Annotated in this window: 12 protein-coding genes and 1 pseudogene; 12 read left to right on the forward strand and 1 reads right to left on the reverse strand. The window is 42.1% G+C overall.

Features of this window, described 5'->3' with window-relative positions; genetic code table 11:
• The first annotated feature begins 11 nt into the window (after positions 1 to 11).
• The 6 genes and pseudogenes from SMI_RS00410 to SMI_RS00435 all read left to right on the forward strand — a co-directional run bounded on the left by SMI_RS00410 (position 12) and on the right by SMI_RS00435 (position 6,398).
• Entirely contained in the window at positions 12 to 917 is a 906-nt protein-coding gene (locus SMI_RS00410; protein WP_000617011.1) for a PTS mannose/fructose/sorbose/N-acetylgalactosamine transporter subunit IIC, read from the forward strand.
• A complete protein-coding gene (locus tag SMI_RS00415; RefSeq protein WP_000185295.1) occupies positions 904 to 1,719 on the forward strand; it encodes a PTS system mannose/fructose/sorbose family transporter subunit IID in 816 nt (271 codons plus the stop codon). The genes SMI_RS00410 and SMI_RS00415 overlap by 14 nt, the downstream gene beginning before the upstream one ends.
• A 6-nt stretch (positions 1,720 to 1,725) precedes the next feature.
• Entirely contained in the window at positions 1,726 to 2,130 is a 405-nt protein-coding gene (locus SMI_RS00420; protein ID WP_000167449.1) for a PTS sugar transporter subunit IIA, read from the forward strand.
• Positions 2,131 to 2,339: 209 nt separating this feature from the next.
• The gene (locus SMI_RS00425; protein ID WP_000903539.1) at positions 2,340 to 3,506 is read left to right on the forward strand and encodes an SIS domain-containing protein; all 1,167 of its coding nucleotides are present in this window, start codon (positions 2,340 to 2,342) and stop codon (positions 3,504 to 3,506) included.
• Between the two features lie 537 nt (positions 3,507 to 4,043).
• Positions 4,044 to 5,081, forward strand: a pseudogene (locus SMI_RS00430) (aldose epimerase family protein).
• A gap of 129 nt (positions 5,082 to 5,210) precedes the next feature.
• On the forward strand, positions 5,211 to 6,398 hold the full coding sequence (locus SMI_RS00435; RefSeq protein WP_000724617.1) for a CAP domain-containing protein: 1,188 nt from the start codon (positions 5,211 to 5,213) through the stop codon (positions 6,396 to 6,398).
• A gap of 325 nt (positions 6,399 to 6,723) precedes the next feature.
• Here SMI_RS00435 and SMI_RS10685 read toward each other — a convergent pair whose 3' ends face one another.
• Positions 6,724 to 7,068 carry a hypothetical protein gene (locus SMI_RS10685; RefSeq protein ID WP_000693051.1) on the reverse strand — a complete coding sequence of 115 codons (345 nt, stop codon included), beginning with the start codon at positions 7,066 to 7,068 and terminating at the stop codon, positions 6,724 to 6,726.
• Positions 7,069 to 7,183: 115 nt separating this feature from the next.
• On the opposite strand from SMI_RS10685, the gene SMI_RS00450 reads away from it, so the two are divergent.
• The 6 genes from SMI_RS00450 to SMI_RS00475 all read left to right on the forward strand — a co-directional run bounded on the left by SMI_RS00450 (position 7,184) and on the right by SMI_RS00475 (position 14,276).
• Positions 7,184 to 7,948 (forward strand): nucleoside phosphorylase, encoded by a 765-nt coding sequence (locus SMI_RS00450; RefSeq protein WP_000614984.1) that lies wholly within the window; start codon positions 7,184 to 7,186, stop codon positions 7,946 to 7,948.
• A 33-nt stretch (positions 7,949 to 7,981) separates the two neighbouring features.
• Positions 7,982 to 9,361, forward strand: a complete 1,380-nt coding sequence (locus tag SMI_RS00455; RefSeq protein ID WP_000897705.1) for a TrkH family potassium uptake protein — start codon at positions 7,982 to 7,984, stop codon at positions 9,359 to 9,361.
• A gap of 13 nt (positions 9,362 to 9,374) precedes the next feature.
• Positions 9,375 to 10,040, forward strand: a complete 666-nt coding sequence (locus SMI_RS00460) for a potassium channel family protein (protein WP_001283909.1) — start codon at positions 9,375 to 9,377, stop codon at positions 10,038 to 10,040.
• A 140-nt stretch (positions 10,041 to 10,180) separates the two neighbouring features.
• Positions 10,181 to 10,393, forward strand: coding sequence for a hypothetical protein (locus SMI_RS00465; RefSeq protein ID WP_000692791.1), 213 nt, complete (start codon positions 10,181 to 10,183; stop codon positions 10,391 to 10,393).
• Positions 10,394 to 10,444: 51 nt separating this feature from the next.
• A complete protein-coding gene (locus SMI_RS00470; protein ID WP_000771886.1) occupies positions 10,445 to 11,461 on the forward strand; it encodes a glycosyltransferase family 2 protein in 1,017 nt (338 codons plus the stop codon).
• A gap of 115 nt (positions 11,462 to 11,576) precedes the next feature.
• Entirely contained in the window at positions 11,577 to 14,276 is a 2,700-nt protein-coding gene (locus tag SMI_RS00475; RefSeq protein ID WP_000671355.1) for a PavB family fibronectin-binding SSURE repeat adhesin, read from the forward strand.
• Positions 14,277 to 14,371: the final 95 nt, after the last annotated feature.

Raw genomic sequence — 14,371 nt, forward strand, 5'->3', positions numbered from 1 at the left:
AGGTCATTGTTATGATACAATGGTGGCAAATTTTACTTCTCACTTTGTACTCAGCTTATCAAATCTGTGATGAGTTGACGATCGTTTCATCTGCAGGTTCCCCTGTATTTGCTGGTTTCATTACTGGTTTAATCATGGGAGATGTGACTACTGGTCTGCTTATCGGTGGTAACTTGCAACTATTCGTTCTTGGGGTTGGTACCTTCGGTGGTGCTTCTCGTATCGATGCAACTTCTGGTGCGGTTCTTGCGACAGCCTTCTCTGTTTCACAAGGAATTGATACAGCACTTGCGATTACAACAATCGCTGTGCCAGTAGCAGCTCTCTTGACTTACTTCGACGTTCTTGGTCGTATGACAACTACTTTCTTTGCTCACCGTGTGGATGCTGCAATCGAACGCTTTGACTACAAAGGTATTGAACGCAACTACTTGCTTGGTGCGATTCCTTGGGCTTTATCTCGTGCCCTTCCAGTCTTCTTTGCCCTTGCCTTTGGTGGTGCCTTTGTACAGTCAGTTGTAGACTTCGTTAAGGAATACCAATGGGTTGCAGATGGTTTGACACTTGCAGGACGTATGCTTCCAGGTCTTGGATTTGCAATCTTGCTTCGTTACCTTCCAGTTAAACGTAACCTTCACTACCTTGCTATGGGATTTGGTTTGACAGCTATGTTGACTGTTCTTTACTCATATGTAACAGGTCTTGGTGGCGCTGTTGCTGGTATCGTAGGCACTCTACCGAAAGATGTTGCTGAAAAAATTGGTTTCGTGAACAACTTCAAAGGTTTGTCTATGATTGGTATTTCTATCGTAGGTATCTTCCTTGCAGTGCTTCACTTCAAAAATAGCCAAAAAGTAGCTGTAGCAGCACCTTCTACACCATCAGAAAGTGGGGAAATCGAAGATGACGAATTCTAATTACAAACTAACAAAAGAAGATTTTAATCAAATCAACAAACGTAGCTTGTTTACTTTCCAATTAGGTTGGAACTACGAACGTATGCAAGCTTCTGGTTACCTTTACATGATTTTGCCTCAATTGCGTAAAATGTATGGGGATGGAACTCCTGAATTGAAAGAAATGATGAAAGTTCATACTCAATTCTTCAATACTTCACCATTCTTCCATACCATTATCGCTGGTTTTGACCTTGCCATGGAAGAAAAAGATGGTGTAGGTTCAAAAGACGCCGTTAACGGTATCAAGACAGGTTTGATGGGGCCATTCGCTCCTCTTGGGGATACAATCTTTGGTTCACTTGTACCTGCTATCATGGGGTCAGTCGCAGCAACTATGGCTATCGCTGGCCAACCTTGGGGTATCTTCCTTTGGATTGCAGTTGCAGTTGCTTATGACATCTTCCGTTGGAAACAGTTGGAATTTGCCTACAAAGAAGGGGTTAACCTTATCAACAACATGCAAAGTACCTTGACAGCTTTGATTGACGCTGCATCTGTACTTGGTGTCTTCATGATGGGTGCTCTTGTAGCAACATTGATTAACTTTGAAATTTCTTACAAGTTGCCAATCGGTGAAAAGATGATTGACTTCCAAGACATCTTGAACTCAATCTTCCCACGCTTGCTTCCAGCAATCTTTACTGCCTTTATCTTCTGGTTGCTTGGTAAGAAAGGTATGAACTCTACTAAAGCTATCTTTATTATTATCGTACTTGCTTTGGTTCTTTCTGCCCTTGGTCACTTTGCACTTGGAATGTAATTCCTTATGACCAAATCATTAATTTTGGTGAGCCATGGTCGCTTCTGTGAGGAGCTTAAAGGTAGCACAGAAATGATTATGGGCCCACAAGACAATATTTATACAGTAGCTCTTCTTCCAGAAGATGGCCCAGAAGAATTTACTGCAAAATTTAAAGCTGCTATTGAAGGATTGGACGATTTCCTAGTCTTTGCGGATCTTCTCGGTGGAACACCATGTAACGTGGTAAGCCGTTTGATTATGGAAGGTCGTGACATCGAACTTTACGCAGGGATGAATCTTCCAATGGTGATTGAATTTATCAATGCTAGCCTTACAGGTGCAGATGCGGACTACAAGAGCCGTGCTGCAGAAAGCATTGTGAAAGTCAATGACCTGTTAGCGGGCTTCGATGATGACGAAGATGAATAAGATGTGACAACGTGAAAATCACAGGGAAAATAGGCGATAAGAGGATGGAGCGATGCTCCGACGATAATCGGTCTTTTTCCCAAAGATTTTAGTTGGAACTCGATTCAATTCATGTGACAACGTGAACATCGTCAGAACAACTGATATAGAATATACATGGGAATGGGGCTTACTCCCATTCCCATATTTAATAGAAAAAGAGGAACTCAATGCTACATTATACAAAAGAAGACTTGCTCGAATTGGGTGCAGAAATCACTACACGTGAAATCTACCAACAGCCTGATGTATGGAAAGAAGCTTTTGAATCTTATCAAGAACAACGTGAAGAAATTGCAGCTTTCCTACAAGGGATTGCTGATAAACATGACTATATCAAGGTTATCTTGACAGGTGCTGGGACTTCTGCTTATGTGGGAGATACCTTGGTACCTTACTTTAAGGAAGTCTATGACGAACGAAAATGGAATTTCAATGCTATTGCGACCACAGATATCGTTGCCAATCCAGAAACCTATTTGAAAAAAGATGTGGCAACTGTCCTTGTATCTTTTGCTCGTAGTGGGAACTCGCCTGAAAGTGTGGCGACTGTTGATTTGGCCAAGGCCTTGGTGGATGAGCTTTACCAAGTGACGATTACTTGTGCATCGGACGGTAAGTTGGCTCTTCAAGCCCACGGTGATGACCGCAATCTCTTGCTGTTGCAACCAGCTGCTTCAAATGACGCTGGATTTGCCATGACTTCTAGCTTTACGTCTATGATGTTAACAGCTCTCTTGGTCTTTGATCCTACAGAATTTGCTGTGAAAGCTGAACGTTTTGAAGTTGTATCTAGTCTTGCCCGTAAAGTTTTAGACAAGGCAGAAGATGTCAAAGAGCTTGTTGACCTAGACTTTAACCGTGTCATCTATCTAGGTGCTGGTCCATTCTTCGGACTTGCTCATGAAGCTCAGCTCAAGATTTTGGAATTAACAGCTGGTCAAGTAGCGACTATGTATGAAAGCCCAGTCGGCTTCCGTCACGGTCCAAAATCTCTTATTAACGAAGATACAGTTGTTTTGGTCTTTGGTACAACGACAGACTACACTCGCAAGTACGACTTGGACTTGGTTCGTGAAGTTGCTGGTGATCAGATTGCTCGCCGTGTTGTGCTTTTGAGTGATCAAGCCTTTGGTCTTGAAAATGTCAAAGAAGTGGCCCTTGGTTGTGGCGGTGTCTTGAATGATATTTACCGTGTCTTCCCTTACATCGTTTATGCCCAACTCTTTGCCCTATTGACTTCACTCAAGGTAGAAAATAAACCAGATACACCGTCTCCTACAGGTACGGTAAACCGTGTGGTACAAGGTGTTATCATCCATGACTATCAAAAGTAATACTCTTCGAAAATCTCTTTAAACCATACTAGCTTCGTCTTGCTGTAGGTATATGTTACTGACTTCGTCAGTTCTATCTGCAACCTCAAAACAGTGTTTTGAGCTGACTTCGTCAGTTCTATCTGCAACCTCAAAACAGTGTTTTGAGCTGACTTCGTCAGTTCTATCTGCAACCTCAAAACAGTGTTTTTAGCTGACTTCGTCAGTTCTATCTGCAACCTCAAAACAGTGTTTTGAGCTGACTTCGTCAGTTCTATCTGCAACCTCAAAACAGTGTTTTTAGCTGACTTCGTCAGTTCTATCTACAACCTCAAAACAGTGTTTTTAGCTGACTTCGTCAGTTCTATCCACAACCTCAAAGCGGTGCTTTGAGCAACCTGCGGCTAGCTTCCTAGTTTGCTCTTTGATTTTCATTGAGTATAAGGCAATATTTATGAATTCTTGAAAGAGGATTTATAAATTATCAGATAAACCATAGATTGTCAATCGGCTTTCTATGGTTTGTTTGCTTGATAGAAATAGTAAAAGGAGAAGAGAATGAAAGCATACACAGAGCGTGTATTTGGAAATGTTGAGGGCAAGGATGTCTTGGCCTATCGTTTTGAGACGGACGGTGGTTACCAACTTGAGGTTATGACTTATGGTGCGACCATCTTGCGCTATGTAACGCCTGACAAGGCTGGAAATTTTGCCAATGTTATCTTGGGATTTGATGATTTTGATAGTTATGTAGGCAATAGTCCCAAGCATGGAGCTAGTGTAGGTCCTGTGGCAGGCCGTATTGCTGGTGCGACATTTGAGCTCAATAGCCAGACCTATCATCTGGAAGTCAACAATGCTAGCAACTGTAACCATAGCGGTTCAACTGGTTGGGATTCGAGCTTGTTTGAACTAGTTGAAGTGAGCGACCATGGTCTGACCCTCTACACAGAGCGTACAGATGGGACAGGGGGATTTCCTGGAAATCTCAAGATTTGGATTAGTTACCACTTGGAAGAAACTGGTGCCTACGAAATCAGCTACAAGGTAACGACCGATTAGGATACGCTGGTCAATCCGACCAACCACAGCTACTTCAACTTGTCTGGTGATTTCACGCAGACGATTGACCGTCATGTCTTCCAACTAAATACAGAGGGCATTTACCCAATCGCTCTCGACGGTGTTCCTGCCAAAACTCCAGAAGCCAACCGTGATGTGGTCAAACACATCTACAATGGTGCCTTGTTGAAAGATATCTTTGCAGAAGAAGATGAGCAAATCCAGTTGGTATCTGGCTTAGATCATCCATTTGCCCTTCCTGCAGGTCATGACAATGCTGGATTCCTTTATGACCAAAACTCAGGTCGCTTCCTGCTTTTCAAGACAGAGGCTCCTTGCTTTGTGGTCTACACAGCAAACTTTGTGGATGAGAGTGTACTTGTGGCTGGTCAGCCAATGATTCAGCACAATGGGATTGCCCTTGAAGCGCAAGCTTTACCAGATGCCATTCACAGTAACCTCAAAGACCAAGTCATTCTCAAAGCCGGTCAAACCTTCACCAGTAAGACACGTTATGAACTTGTTGTGAAATAAAAGAATCATTGCGCCTACTTTGGGGATTTAGGAATAGGTAAGCAAAGACAAATAGTAGGAAAATATGATATAATTGTGTGTTGAGAAGTATTTATCAAGATACGATTCAAAAGATATAAGGAGTAAACAATGAAGAAAATTGTATTTGCTAGCGCCTTGGCTTTGACCTTGGCTGGAGCAGTTTTGACAACTGATGTTTTTGCGAATGACAGGTTGGTGGCAACGCAATCTGCTGATGGTTATGTATTGACTTCAGAGGTGTTAAATCCTTCTAGTGGCAACGTTTTAGTTGGGATTAAGGGAGAATTTTTAACCCCAGATAAACAAGCTATTTTGGATGCGATTAATAAGATTCGTAAGGAAGCAGCTGATGAAGGTTTGGTAGATAAGTATGTCCCTATTAAATGGTCAACTGACCTAGAAAAGGCAGCTTTTGCCAGAGCTACAGAAGCATCTATAACCATGGATCATACTCGTCTTTCTAGCAAAGAGCTTTGGAGTGCCTTTCCAACTTCTAATAGTATAATGGGAGAAAATTTGGCATGGAATCATGACGGTTTTCTAAAAGCTATTGAACAATGGCGTTCTGAAAAGGCAGATTATGTGAAGAAAAAAAATAGTGGTTCAGACAATGGGAAATCTGGTCACTATGAGTCGCTAATTAACCCTAAATTTACACACATGGGGATGGCAGCTTTTAAAAATCCTAATAATCAATACAAAGCTATTACAATTGCTCAAACTCTAGGTGATGATGCTTCTTCAGAGGAATTGGCTGGTGGATATGGTTCTGCTGTTCAGTATACAGAAGTGACTGCCTCAAACCTTTCAACAGTTAAAACTAAAGCTACGGTTGTAGAAAAACCACTGAAAGATTTTAGAGCGTCTACGTCTGATCAGTCTGGCTGGGTGGAATCTAATGGTAAATGGTATTTTTATGAGTCTGGTGATGTGAAGACAGGCTGGGTGAAAACAGATGGTAAATGGTACTATTTGAATGACTTAGGTATCATGCAGACTGGATTTGTAAAAGTTTCTGGTAGCTGGTATTACTTGAGCAATTCAGGTGCTATGTTTACAGGCTGGGGAACAGATGGTAGCAGATGGTTCTACTTTGACGGCTCAGGAGCTATGAAGACAGGCTGGTACAAGGAAAATGGCACTTGGTATTACCTTGACGAAGCAGGTATTATGAAGACAGGTTGGTTTAAAGTTGGACCACACTGGTACTATGCCTACGATTCTGGAGCTTTGGCTGTGAGCACAACAACACCAGATGGTTACTATGTAAATGGTAATGGTGAATGGGTAAACTAGGCTGAAAATGTCAGGCCATAGGTAAAGTATTCATCTTACTTAGCAAAAAGAATGAACGATAAGAAAGAGGTTGATGGCGAACATTGACCTCTTTTTGTTAGAATAGAGGCCTCAAGTTGTCTGGCTTGACTTTCTTGATGGGAATTATATAGTGGTCTGAATCTGGAAGAGTACAACTTAGCTTTTAAAACATTGTTAGAAATTAGTTTGACTTTCCTAATAGATTTGTTAGGTTTCTATTTCATTTTACTATATAATAGATGTAATAATTGAAGTTACAACTACAGAGGGAAATATTTATGACCTATGAATACAAGAGTCACATTTATTTAGCAGAGGCAGTTTTATACTCTTCGAAAATCTCTTCAAACCACGTCAACGTCGCCTTGCCGTATATATGGTTACTGACTTCGTCAGTTCTATCCACAACCTCAAAACGGTGTTTTGAGCTGACTTCGTCAGTTCTATCTGCAACCTCAAAACGGTGTTTTGAGCTGACTTCGTCAGTTCTATCTGCAACCTCAAAACGGTGTTTTGAGCTGACTTCGTCAGTTCTATCTGCAACCTCAAAACAATGTTTTGAGCTGACTTCGTCAGTCTTATCTACAACCTCAAAACAGTGTTTTGAGCAGCCTGCGGCTAGTTTCCTAGTTTGCTCTTTGATTTTCATTGAGTATTAAAAGCATCTCGTAATCGGGATGCTTTTTTCTCCTTGGTTTATCATTCTTCTCCTTGACACTCGGTCAGCATTTGATACAATAGTACAAAATTAGAGGAGGTAGGCTATGATTCAGAAACATGCGATTCCCATTTTAGAGTTTGATGATAACCCTCAGGCGGTCATTATGCCGAATCATGAAGGCTTGGATTTAAAGTTACCAAAGAAGTGCATCTATGCATTTTTGGAAGAGGAGATTGACCGCTATGCGAGGGAAGTAGGGGCGGACTGTGTAGGCGAATTCGTTTCTGCCACTAAGACCTATCCAGTCTATGTCGTGAACTACAAAGGCGAGGAAATTTGTCTGGCTCAGGCTCCTGTCGGTTCAGCTCCAGCAGCCCAGTTTATGGATTGGTTGATTGGCTATGGTGTGGAGCAGATTATTTCAACCGGAACCTGTGGTGTGCTGGCTGATATAGAAGAAAATGCCTTTCTAGTTCCTGTTCGCGCTCTGCGAGATGAAGGAGCTAGTTATCACTATATGGCACCTTCTCGTTATATGGAAATTCAGTCAGAGGCTATTGCTGCTATTGAGCGAGTTTTGGAAGTCAGAGGGATTCCTTATGAAGAAGTTATGACCTGGACGACAGATGGTTTTTACCGAGAAACGGCTGAAAAGGTGGCTTATCGCAAGGAAGAAGGCTGTGCTGTTGTGGAGATGGAGTGTTCTGCGCTTGCGGCAGTAGCCCAACTGCGTGGGGTTCTCTGGGGAGAATTGTTGTTCACAGCTGATTCCTTAGCAGACTTGGACCAGTACGATAGTCGTGACTGGGGTTCAGAAGCTTTCGAGAAGGCCTTGGAACTCTGCCTTGAGATAACTTCTCAGATCTAGCTACTCTCCTTCTTTTTATGGTACAATGGATGTATGTTATTCAAATTATTTGTGAAAAAAATTGAAAGAGCTTTGGGTGGACTTTCGCCAGCTCGTCGGATTTTTCTGAGTTTCGCTGGAGTTATTTTTATAGGCTCTCTTCTTTTGAGTTTGCCTTTTGTTCAGGCAAATGGTTCTCAGGCCACTTATTTTGACCATCTTTTTACGACGGTGTCCATGGTCTGTGTGACTGGCCTTTTTACGCAACCAGTGGCTACTACCTATAATGTCTGGGGTCAGTTGATTTGTATGTTCTTGATACAGATTGGTGGTCTGGGGCTCATGACTTTTATCGGGGTCTTTTATATTCAGGGCAAGCAAAAGCTCAGTCTTCGCAGTCGTGAAACCATTCAGGAAAGCTTTAGTTACGGGGAGACTCGGTCGCTGAAAGCCTTTATGCGGTCTATCTTTTTGACGACTTTTCTGGTGGAGGGCTTGGGTGCTTTTCTACTAAGTTTTCGTTTTATTCCTGAGTTTGGCTGGGGACGAGGCATTTTTACCTCTATCTTTTTAGCCATTTCAGCCTTTTGTAATGCTGGTTTTGATAATTTCGGCAGTAACAGTTTAGTGTCTTTTCAGACGGACCCCTTGATCAATCTGGTCATTGCTGGTTTGATTATCACGGGTGGTCTTGGCTTTATGGTCTGGTTTGACTTGGCAACCCAGTTTGACAAGAAGAAAAAACGCCGTCTGCGTTTCCACACCAAACTAGTCCTCTTCTTGACTGCAGGGATTTTGCTGTTTGGGACAGTATCCACACTCTTTACGGAGTGGCACAATCCAGGAACGATTGGCAATCTCAGTGTTCCAGAGAAAGTGCTGGTTAGCTTTTTCCAAACCGTTAGCATGAGAACGGCCGGTTTTGCTTCTATTGACTACACTCAAGCTCGACCTGTGACCTTGTTTATCTATATCCTACAGATGTTTCTGGGTGGAGCGCCTGGAGGGACGGCTGGGGGGCTCAAGATTACGACTTTCTTTGTCTTATTGGTCTTTGCGCGTAGTGAATTGCTGGGCTTACCTCATGCCAATGTTGCTCAGAGAACTATTGAGGCTCGAACAGTCCAAAAATCCTTTAGTGTCTTCATTATCTTTTTGATGACCTTCCTGTTGGGCTTGGTGTTGCTGGGAATTACAGCAGAAGGAACACCGCGATTTATCTACCTTATGTTTGAGACCATTTCAGCTCTTGCGACAGTTGGGGTAACGGCAAATCTGACACCAGAATTGGGCAAACTAGCTCTCAGCATTGTCATGGTGCTCATGTTTATTGGCCGTATCGGTCCCTTGACCTTGCTGGTTAGTCTAGCGGATTACCAGCCTGATAAGAAAGATTTGATTCAGTATATGAAAGCAGATATTAGTATTGGATAAGAAAGGAAGAATGATGTCAGATCGTACGATTGGAATTTTAGGCTTGGGGATTTTCGGGAGTAGTGTCCTGACGGCCCTAGCCAAGCAAGATATGAATATCATTGCCATTGATGACCACGCTGAGCGTATCAATCAATTTGAGCCAGTTTTGGCGCGTGGAGTTGTGGGCGATATTACAGATGAGGAACTCCTCAGAACTGCAGGAATTGATACCTGTGATACGGTTGTAGTGGCAACAGGGGAAAATCTGGAGTCGAGTGTGCTTGCAGTCATGCATTGTAAGAGTCTAGGTGTACCAAGGGTTATTGCCAAGGTCAAAAGCCAGACAGCCAAGAAGGTTCTGGAAAAAATCGGTGCTGACTCGGTGATCTCACCTGAGTATGAAATGGGGCAGTCCCTAGCGCAGACCATTCTCTTTCATAACAATGTCGATGTCTTTCAGCTGGATAAAAATGTCTCTATCGTGGAGATGAAAATTCCGAGTGTTTGGGCAGGTCAAAGTCTGAGCCAGCTAGATCTACGTGGCAAATACAATCTCAATGTCCTAGGATTTCGTGAACAAGAAAATTCACCACTGGATGTCCAGTTTGGTCCTAATGACCTCTTGAAAGCAGATGCCTATATCTTGGCGGTCATTAACAACCAGTATCTAGATGACTTGGCAGAATTAAATTCGTAAGGAGGGAGCACCCCTCTTTTTTGATGCCCAAGATGGCAAAGAGAGACAGAGAGACAGAAGCCTTGTATTCTAGTAAAAGTTCTTCAAAGGCTGGACTTTATGGTAAAATAGAAAGAAGTGACAAGAGAGAGTAATATTCAATGAAAATCAAAGATCAAACTAAACTAGCCACAGGATGCTCAAAACACTGTTTTGAGGTTGTAGATAAGACTGACGAAGTCAGCTCAAAACACCGTTTTGAGGTTGCAGATAGAACTGACGAAGTCAGCTCAAAACACCGTTTTGAGGTTGCAGATAGAACTGACGAAGTCAGTATCATATACCTACGGCAAGGCGACGTTGACGCGGTTTGAAGAGATTTTCGAAGAGTATAAGAAAAAATCAGTCCCCTAAAGGAGCAGATTATGAAGTTATTGTCTATCGCCATCCCTAGCTATAATGCCGCTGCCTATCTTCATTATTGTGTGGAGTCGCTAGTGATTGGTGGTGAGCAAGTTGAGATTTTGATTATCAATGATGGGTCTCAGGACCAGACTCAGGAAATTGCTGAGAGTTTATCTAGCAAGTATCCTAACATCGTGAGAGCCATTTATCAGGAAAATAAGGGCCATGGGGGTGCCGTCAATCGCGGCTTGGCGGAGGCTTCTGGGCGCTATTTTAAAGTAGTTGATAGTGACGACTGGGTGGATCCTCGTGCTTACCTGAAAATTTTGGAAACCTTGCAGGAACTTGAGAGCCAGGGGCAAGAGGTGGATGCCTTTGTGACCAATTTTGTCTATGAAAAGGAAGGCCAGTCTCGTAAGAAGAGTATGAGTTACGAGTCAGTCTTGCCTGTTCGGCAGATTTTTGGCTGGGACCAGGTCGGAAATTTTTCAAAAGGCCAGTATATCATGATGCACTCGCTGATTTATCGGACAGATTTGTTGCGAGCGAGCCAGTTCCAACTGCCTGAGCATACTTTTTATGTCGATAATCTCTTTGTCTTTACCCCCCTTCAGCAGGTCAAGACCATGTACTATCTACCTGTCGATTTCTATCGTTATTTGATTGGGCGTGAGGACCAGTCTGTCAATGAGCAAGTGATGATTAAGCGCATTGACCAGCAACTAAAGGTCAATCGACTCTTGGTAGACCAGCTTGATTTATCTAAAGTAGGCCACCCTAAAATGCGAGAATATCTGCTGAATCATATTGAGATTACGACGGTGATTTCCAGTGCCCTGCTCAACCGAGCTGGAACAGCGGAGCATCTGGCAAAAAAACGGGAGCTGTGGACCTATATTCAGCAGGAAAATCCAGAGGTTTTTCAGGCTATCCGCAAGACCATGTTGAGTCGTTTGACCAAACATTCAGTCTTGCCAGCTCGCAAACTGTCCAATGTTGTCTATCAAATCACCAAATCTGTTTATGGATTTAATTGATATAAGTATTTTATAAGAGGGATTTAAGAAAAATTTTAACTTTTTCTTAGTCCTTTTTAATTTTAGGAGATTATACTAGAGTCATCAAATAAAGAAAAACTCTAAGGAGAATCCTATGAAATTCAATCCAAATCAAAGATATACTCGTTGGTCTATTCGCCGTCTTAGTGTCGGTGTTGCCTCAGTTGTTGTGGCTAGTGGCTTCTTTGTCCTAGTTGGTCAGCCAAGTTCTGTACGTGCCGATGGGCTCAATCCAACCCCTGCTCAAGTCTTACCTGAAGGGGAATCGGTAACGAAAAAGGGTGACTTAGCAGAAACTCAGGGAGACACCGTTCTTGCTCAAGCGAAACCTGAGGTCGTTGCTGGAAATACGAATTCACTTCCGACACCTACAGAAGGAACTGAAGTGAGCGAGGAAACAAGCCCTTCTCGTCTGGATACACTTTTTGAAAAAGGTGAAGAAGCTCAAGAAAATCCAGAGCTAACAGATGTCTTAAAAGAAGCTGTAGATACAGCTGATGTGGCAGGGACACAAGCAACTCCAGCAGATATTGAAAAAGCTGTCGATGAGGATGTTAAAGACAGTATCGATGTCCCAGCTGGCTACCTAGAACAAGCCAAAGCTACCGGTCCTTTCTTGGCTGGTGTAAACAAACCGCTTAACTATGAACTTTTCGCAGGCGATGGTATGTTGACTCGTCTCTTGCTCAAAGCATCTGACAAGGCTCCATGGTCAGATAACGGTGTCGCTCAAAACGAGAAAATTCCACCAGTGAAAAATTTACCTGATGGCAAGTATTACTATCAAGTATCTTTGAATGGTAACACCACAGGTAAGCAGGGTCAGGATTTATTAGATACACTTCGTACTAATGGTACAAATACCTATGAAGCTACCCTGACTGTCTATGAAGCAGCCGGAGATAAAGCTGATTTGACTAAGGTTGTCAAGGAACGTAAAGTCAATATTACCTTGAACGGTCTTGTAACAAGAAGTGATGTTAACTCTGCAGTTGAAAACAACGTTAAAGACAGTATCGATGTTCCTGCTGCTTATCTTGAAAAAGCTGAAGGAAAAGGTCCTTTCACAGCCGGTGTAAACCAAGTAATTCCTTATGAACTATTCGCTGGTGATGGTATGTTGACTCGTCTATTACTAAAAGCTTCTGATAAGGCTCCATGGTCTGATAATGGTGTAGCTAAAAATCCTGCTTTATCTCCATTAGGAGAAAATGTGAAAACAAAAGGTCAATATTTCTATGAAGTAGACTTAAATGGCAATACTGTTGGTAAACAAGGTCAAGATTTAATTGATCAGCTTCGTGCTAATGGTACTCAAACTTATAAAGCTACTGTTAAAGTTTACGGAAATAAAGACGGTAAAGCTGACTTGACTAATCTAGTTGCTACTAAAAATGTAGACATCAACATCAATGGATTAGTTGCTAAAGAAACTGTCGAAAAAGCTGTTAAAGATAACGTTAAAGACAGTATTGATGTTCCAGCAGCCTACCTAGAAAAAGCCAAGGGCGAAGGTCCATTCACAGCCGGTGTAAACCAAGTAATTCCTTATGAACTATTCGCTGGTGATGGTATGTTGACTCGTCTCTTGCTCAAAGCTTCTGATAAGGCTCCATGGTCTGATAATGGTGTAGCTAAAAATCCTGCTTTATCTCCATTAGGAGAAAATGTGAAAACAAAAGGTCAATATTTCTATGAAGTAGACTTAAATGGCAATACTGTTGGTAAACAAGGTCAAGATTTAATTGATCAGCTTCGTGCTAATGGTACTCAAACTTATAAAGCTACTGTTAAAGTTTACGGAAATAAAGACGGTAAAGCTGATTTGACTAATCTAGTTGCTACTAAAAATGTAGACATCAACATCAATGGATTAGTTGCTAAAGAAACTGTCGAAAAAGCTGTTAAAGATAACGTTAAAGACAGTATCGATGTTCCTGCTGCTTATCTTGAAAAAGCTGAAGGAAAAGGTCCTTTCACTGCCGGTGTAAATCAAGTAATTCCTTATGAACTATTCGCTGGTGATGGTATGTTGACTCGTCTATTACTAAAAGCTTCTGATAAGGCACCATGGTCTGATAATGGTGTAGCTAAAAATCCTGCTTTATCTCCATTAGGAGAAAATGTGAAGACCAAAGGTCAATACTTCTATGAAGTAGACTTAAATGGCAATACTGTTGGTAAACAAGGTCAAGCTTTAATCGATCAGCTTCGTGCTAATGGTACTCAAACTTATAAAGCTACTGTTAAAGTTTACGGAAATAAAGACGGTAAAGCAGATTTGACAAACATCGTAGCAACTAAACAAGTTACTATTAAGATAAATGTTAAAGAAACATCAGGCACAGCAAATGGTTCATTCTCACCTTCTAACTCTGGTTCTGGCGTGACTCCGATGAATCACAGTCATGCTACAGGTGCGACTCATCAAATGCCTACTGACCATAAGGACATGATGGCACCAGCCAAAGAGACTGATAAAGCAATGCCAGCAAATGACCAAATGGAAAAATCAGGTATGAAGACTGAGACTCCAGCTCCAAGTACTACAGATAGCATGCCTGCTGACACCATGACAAGCTCTACCAATACGATGGCAGGTGAAAACATGGCTGCTTCTGCTAACAAGATGTCTGATACGATGATGTCAGACAAGATGATGTCAGATGATAAAGCTATGCTACCAAATACTGGTGAAGCTCAAACATCAATGGCAAGTATTGGTTTCCTTGGGCTTGCGCTTGCAGGTTTACTCGGTGGTCTAGGTTTGAAAAACAAAAAAGAAGAAAACTAATCAGCTAAGGAAATAAATGAGGGATAGTGGGCTGACTAAGGCTAGTTTACCAACTCAATCAGCAATCAGGACTTTCTTTCAATAGCAGATTAAAA

It is taken from the genome of Streptococcus mitis B6 (genome assembly GCF_000027165.1).
In the GTDB taxonomy this organism is placed as follows: domain Bacteria; phylum Bacillota; class Bacilli; order Lactobacillales; family Streptococcaceae; genus Streptococcus; species Streptococcus mitis_AR.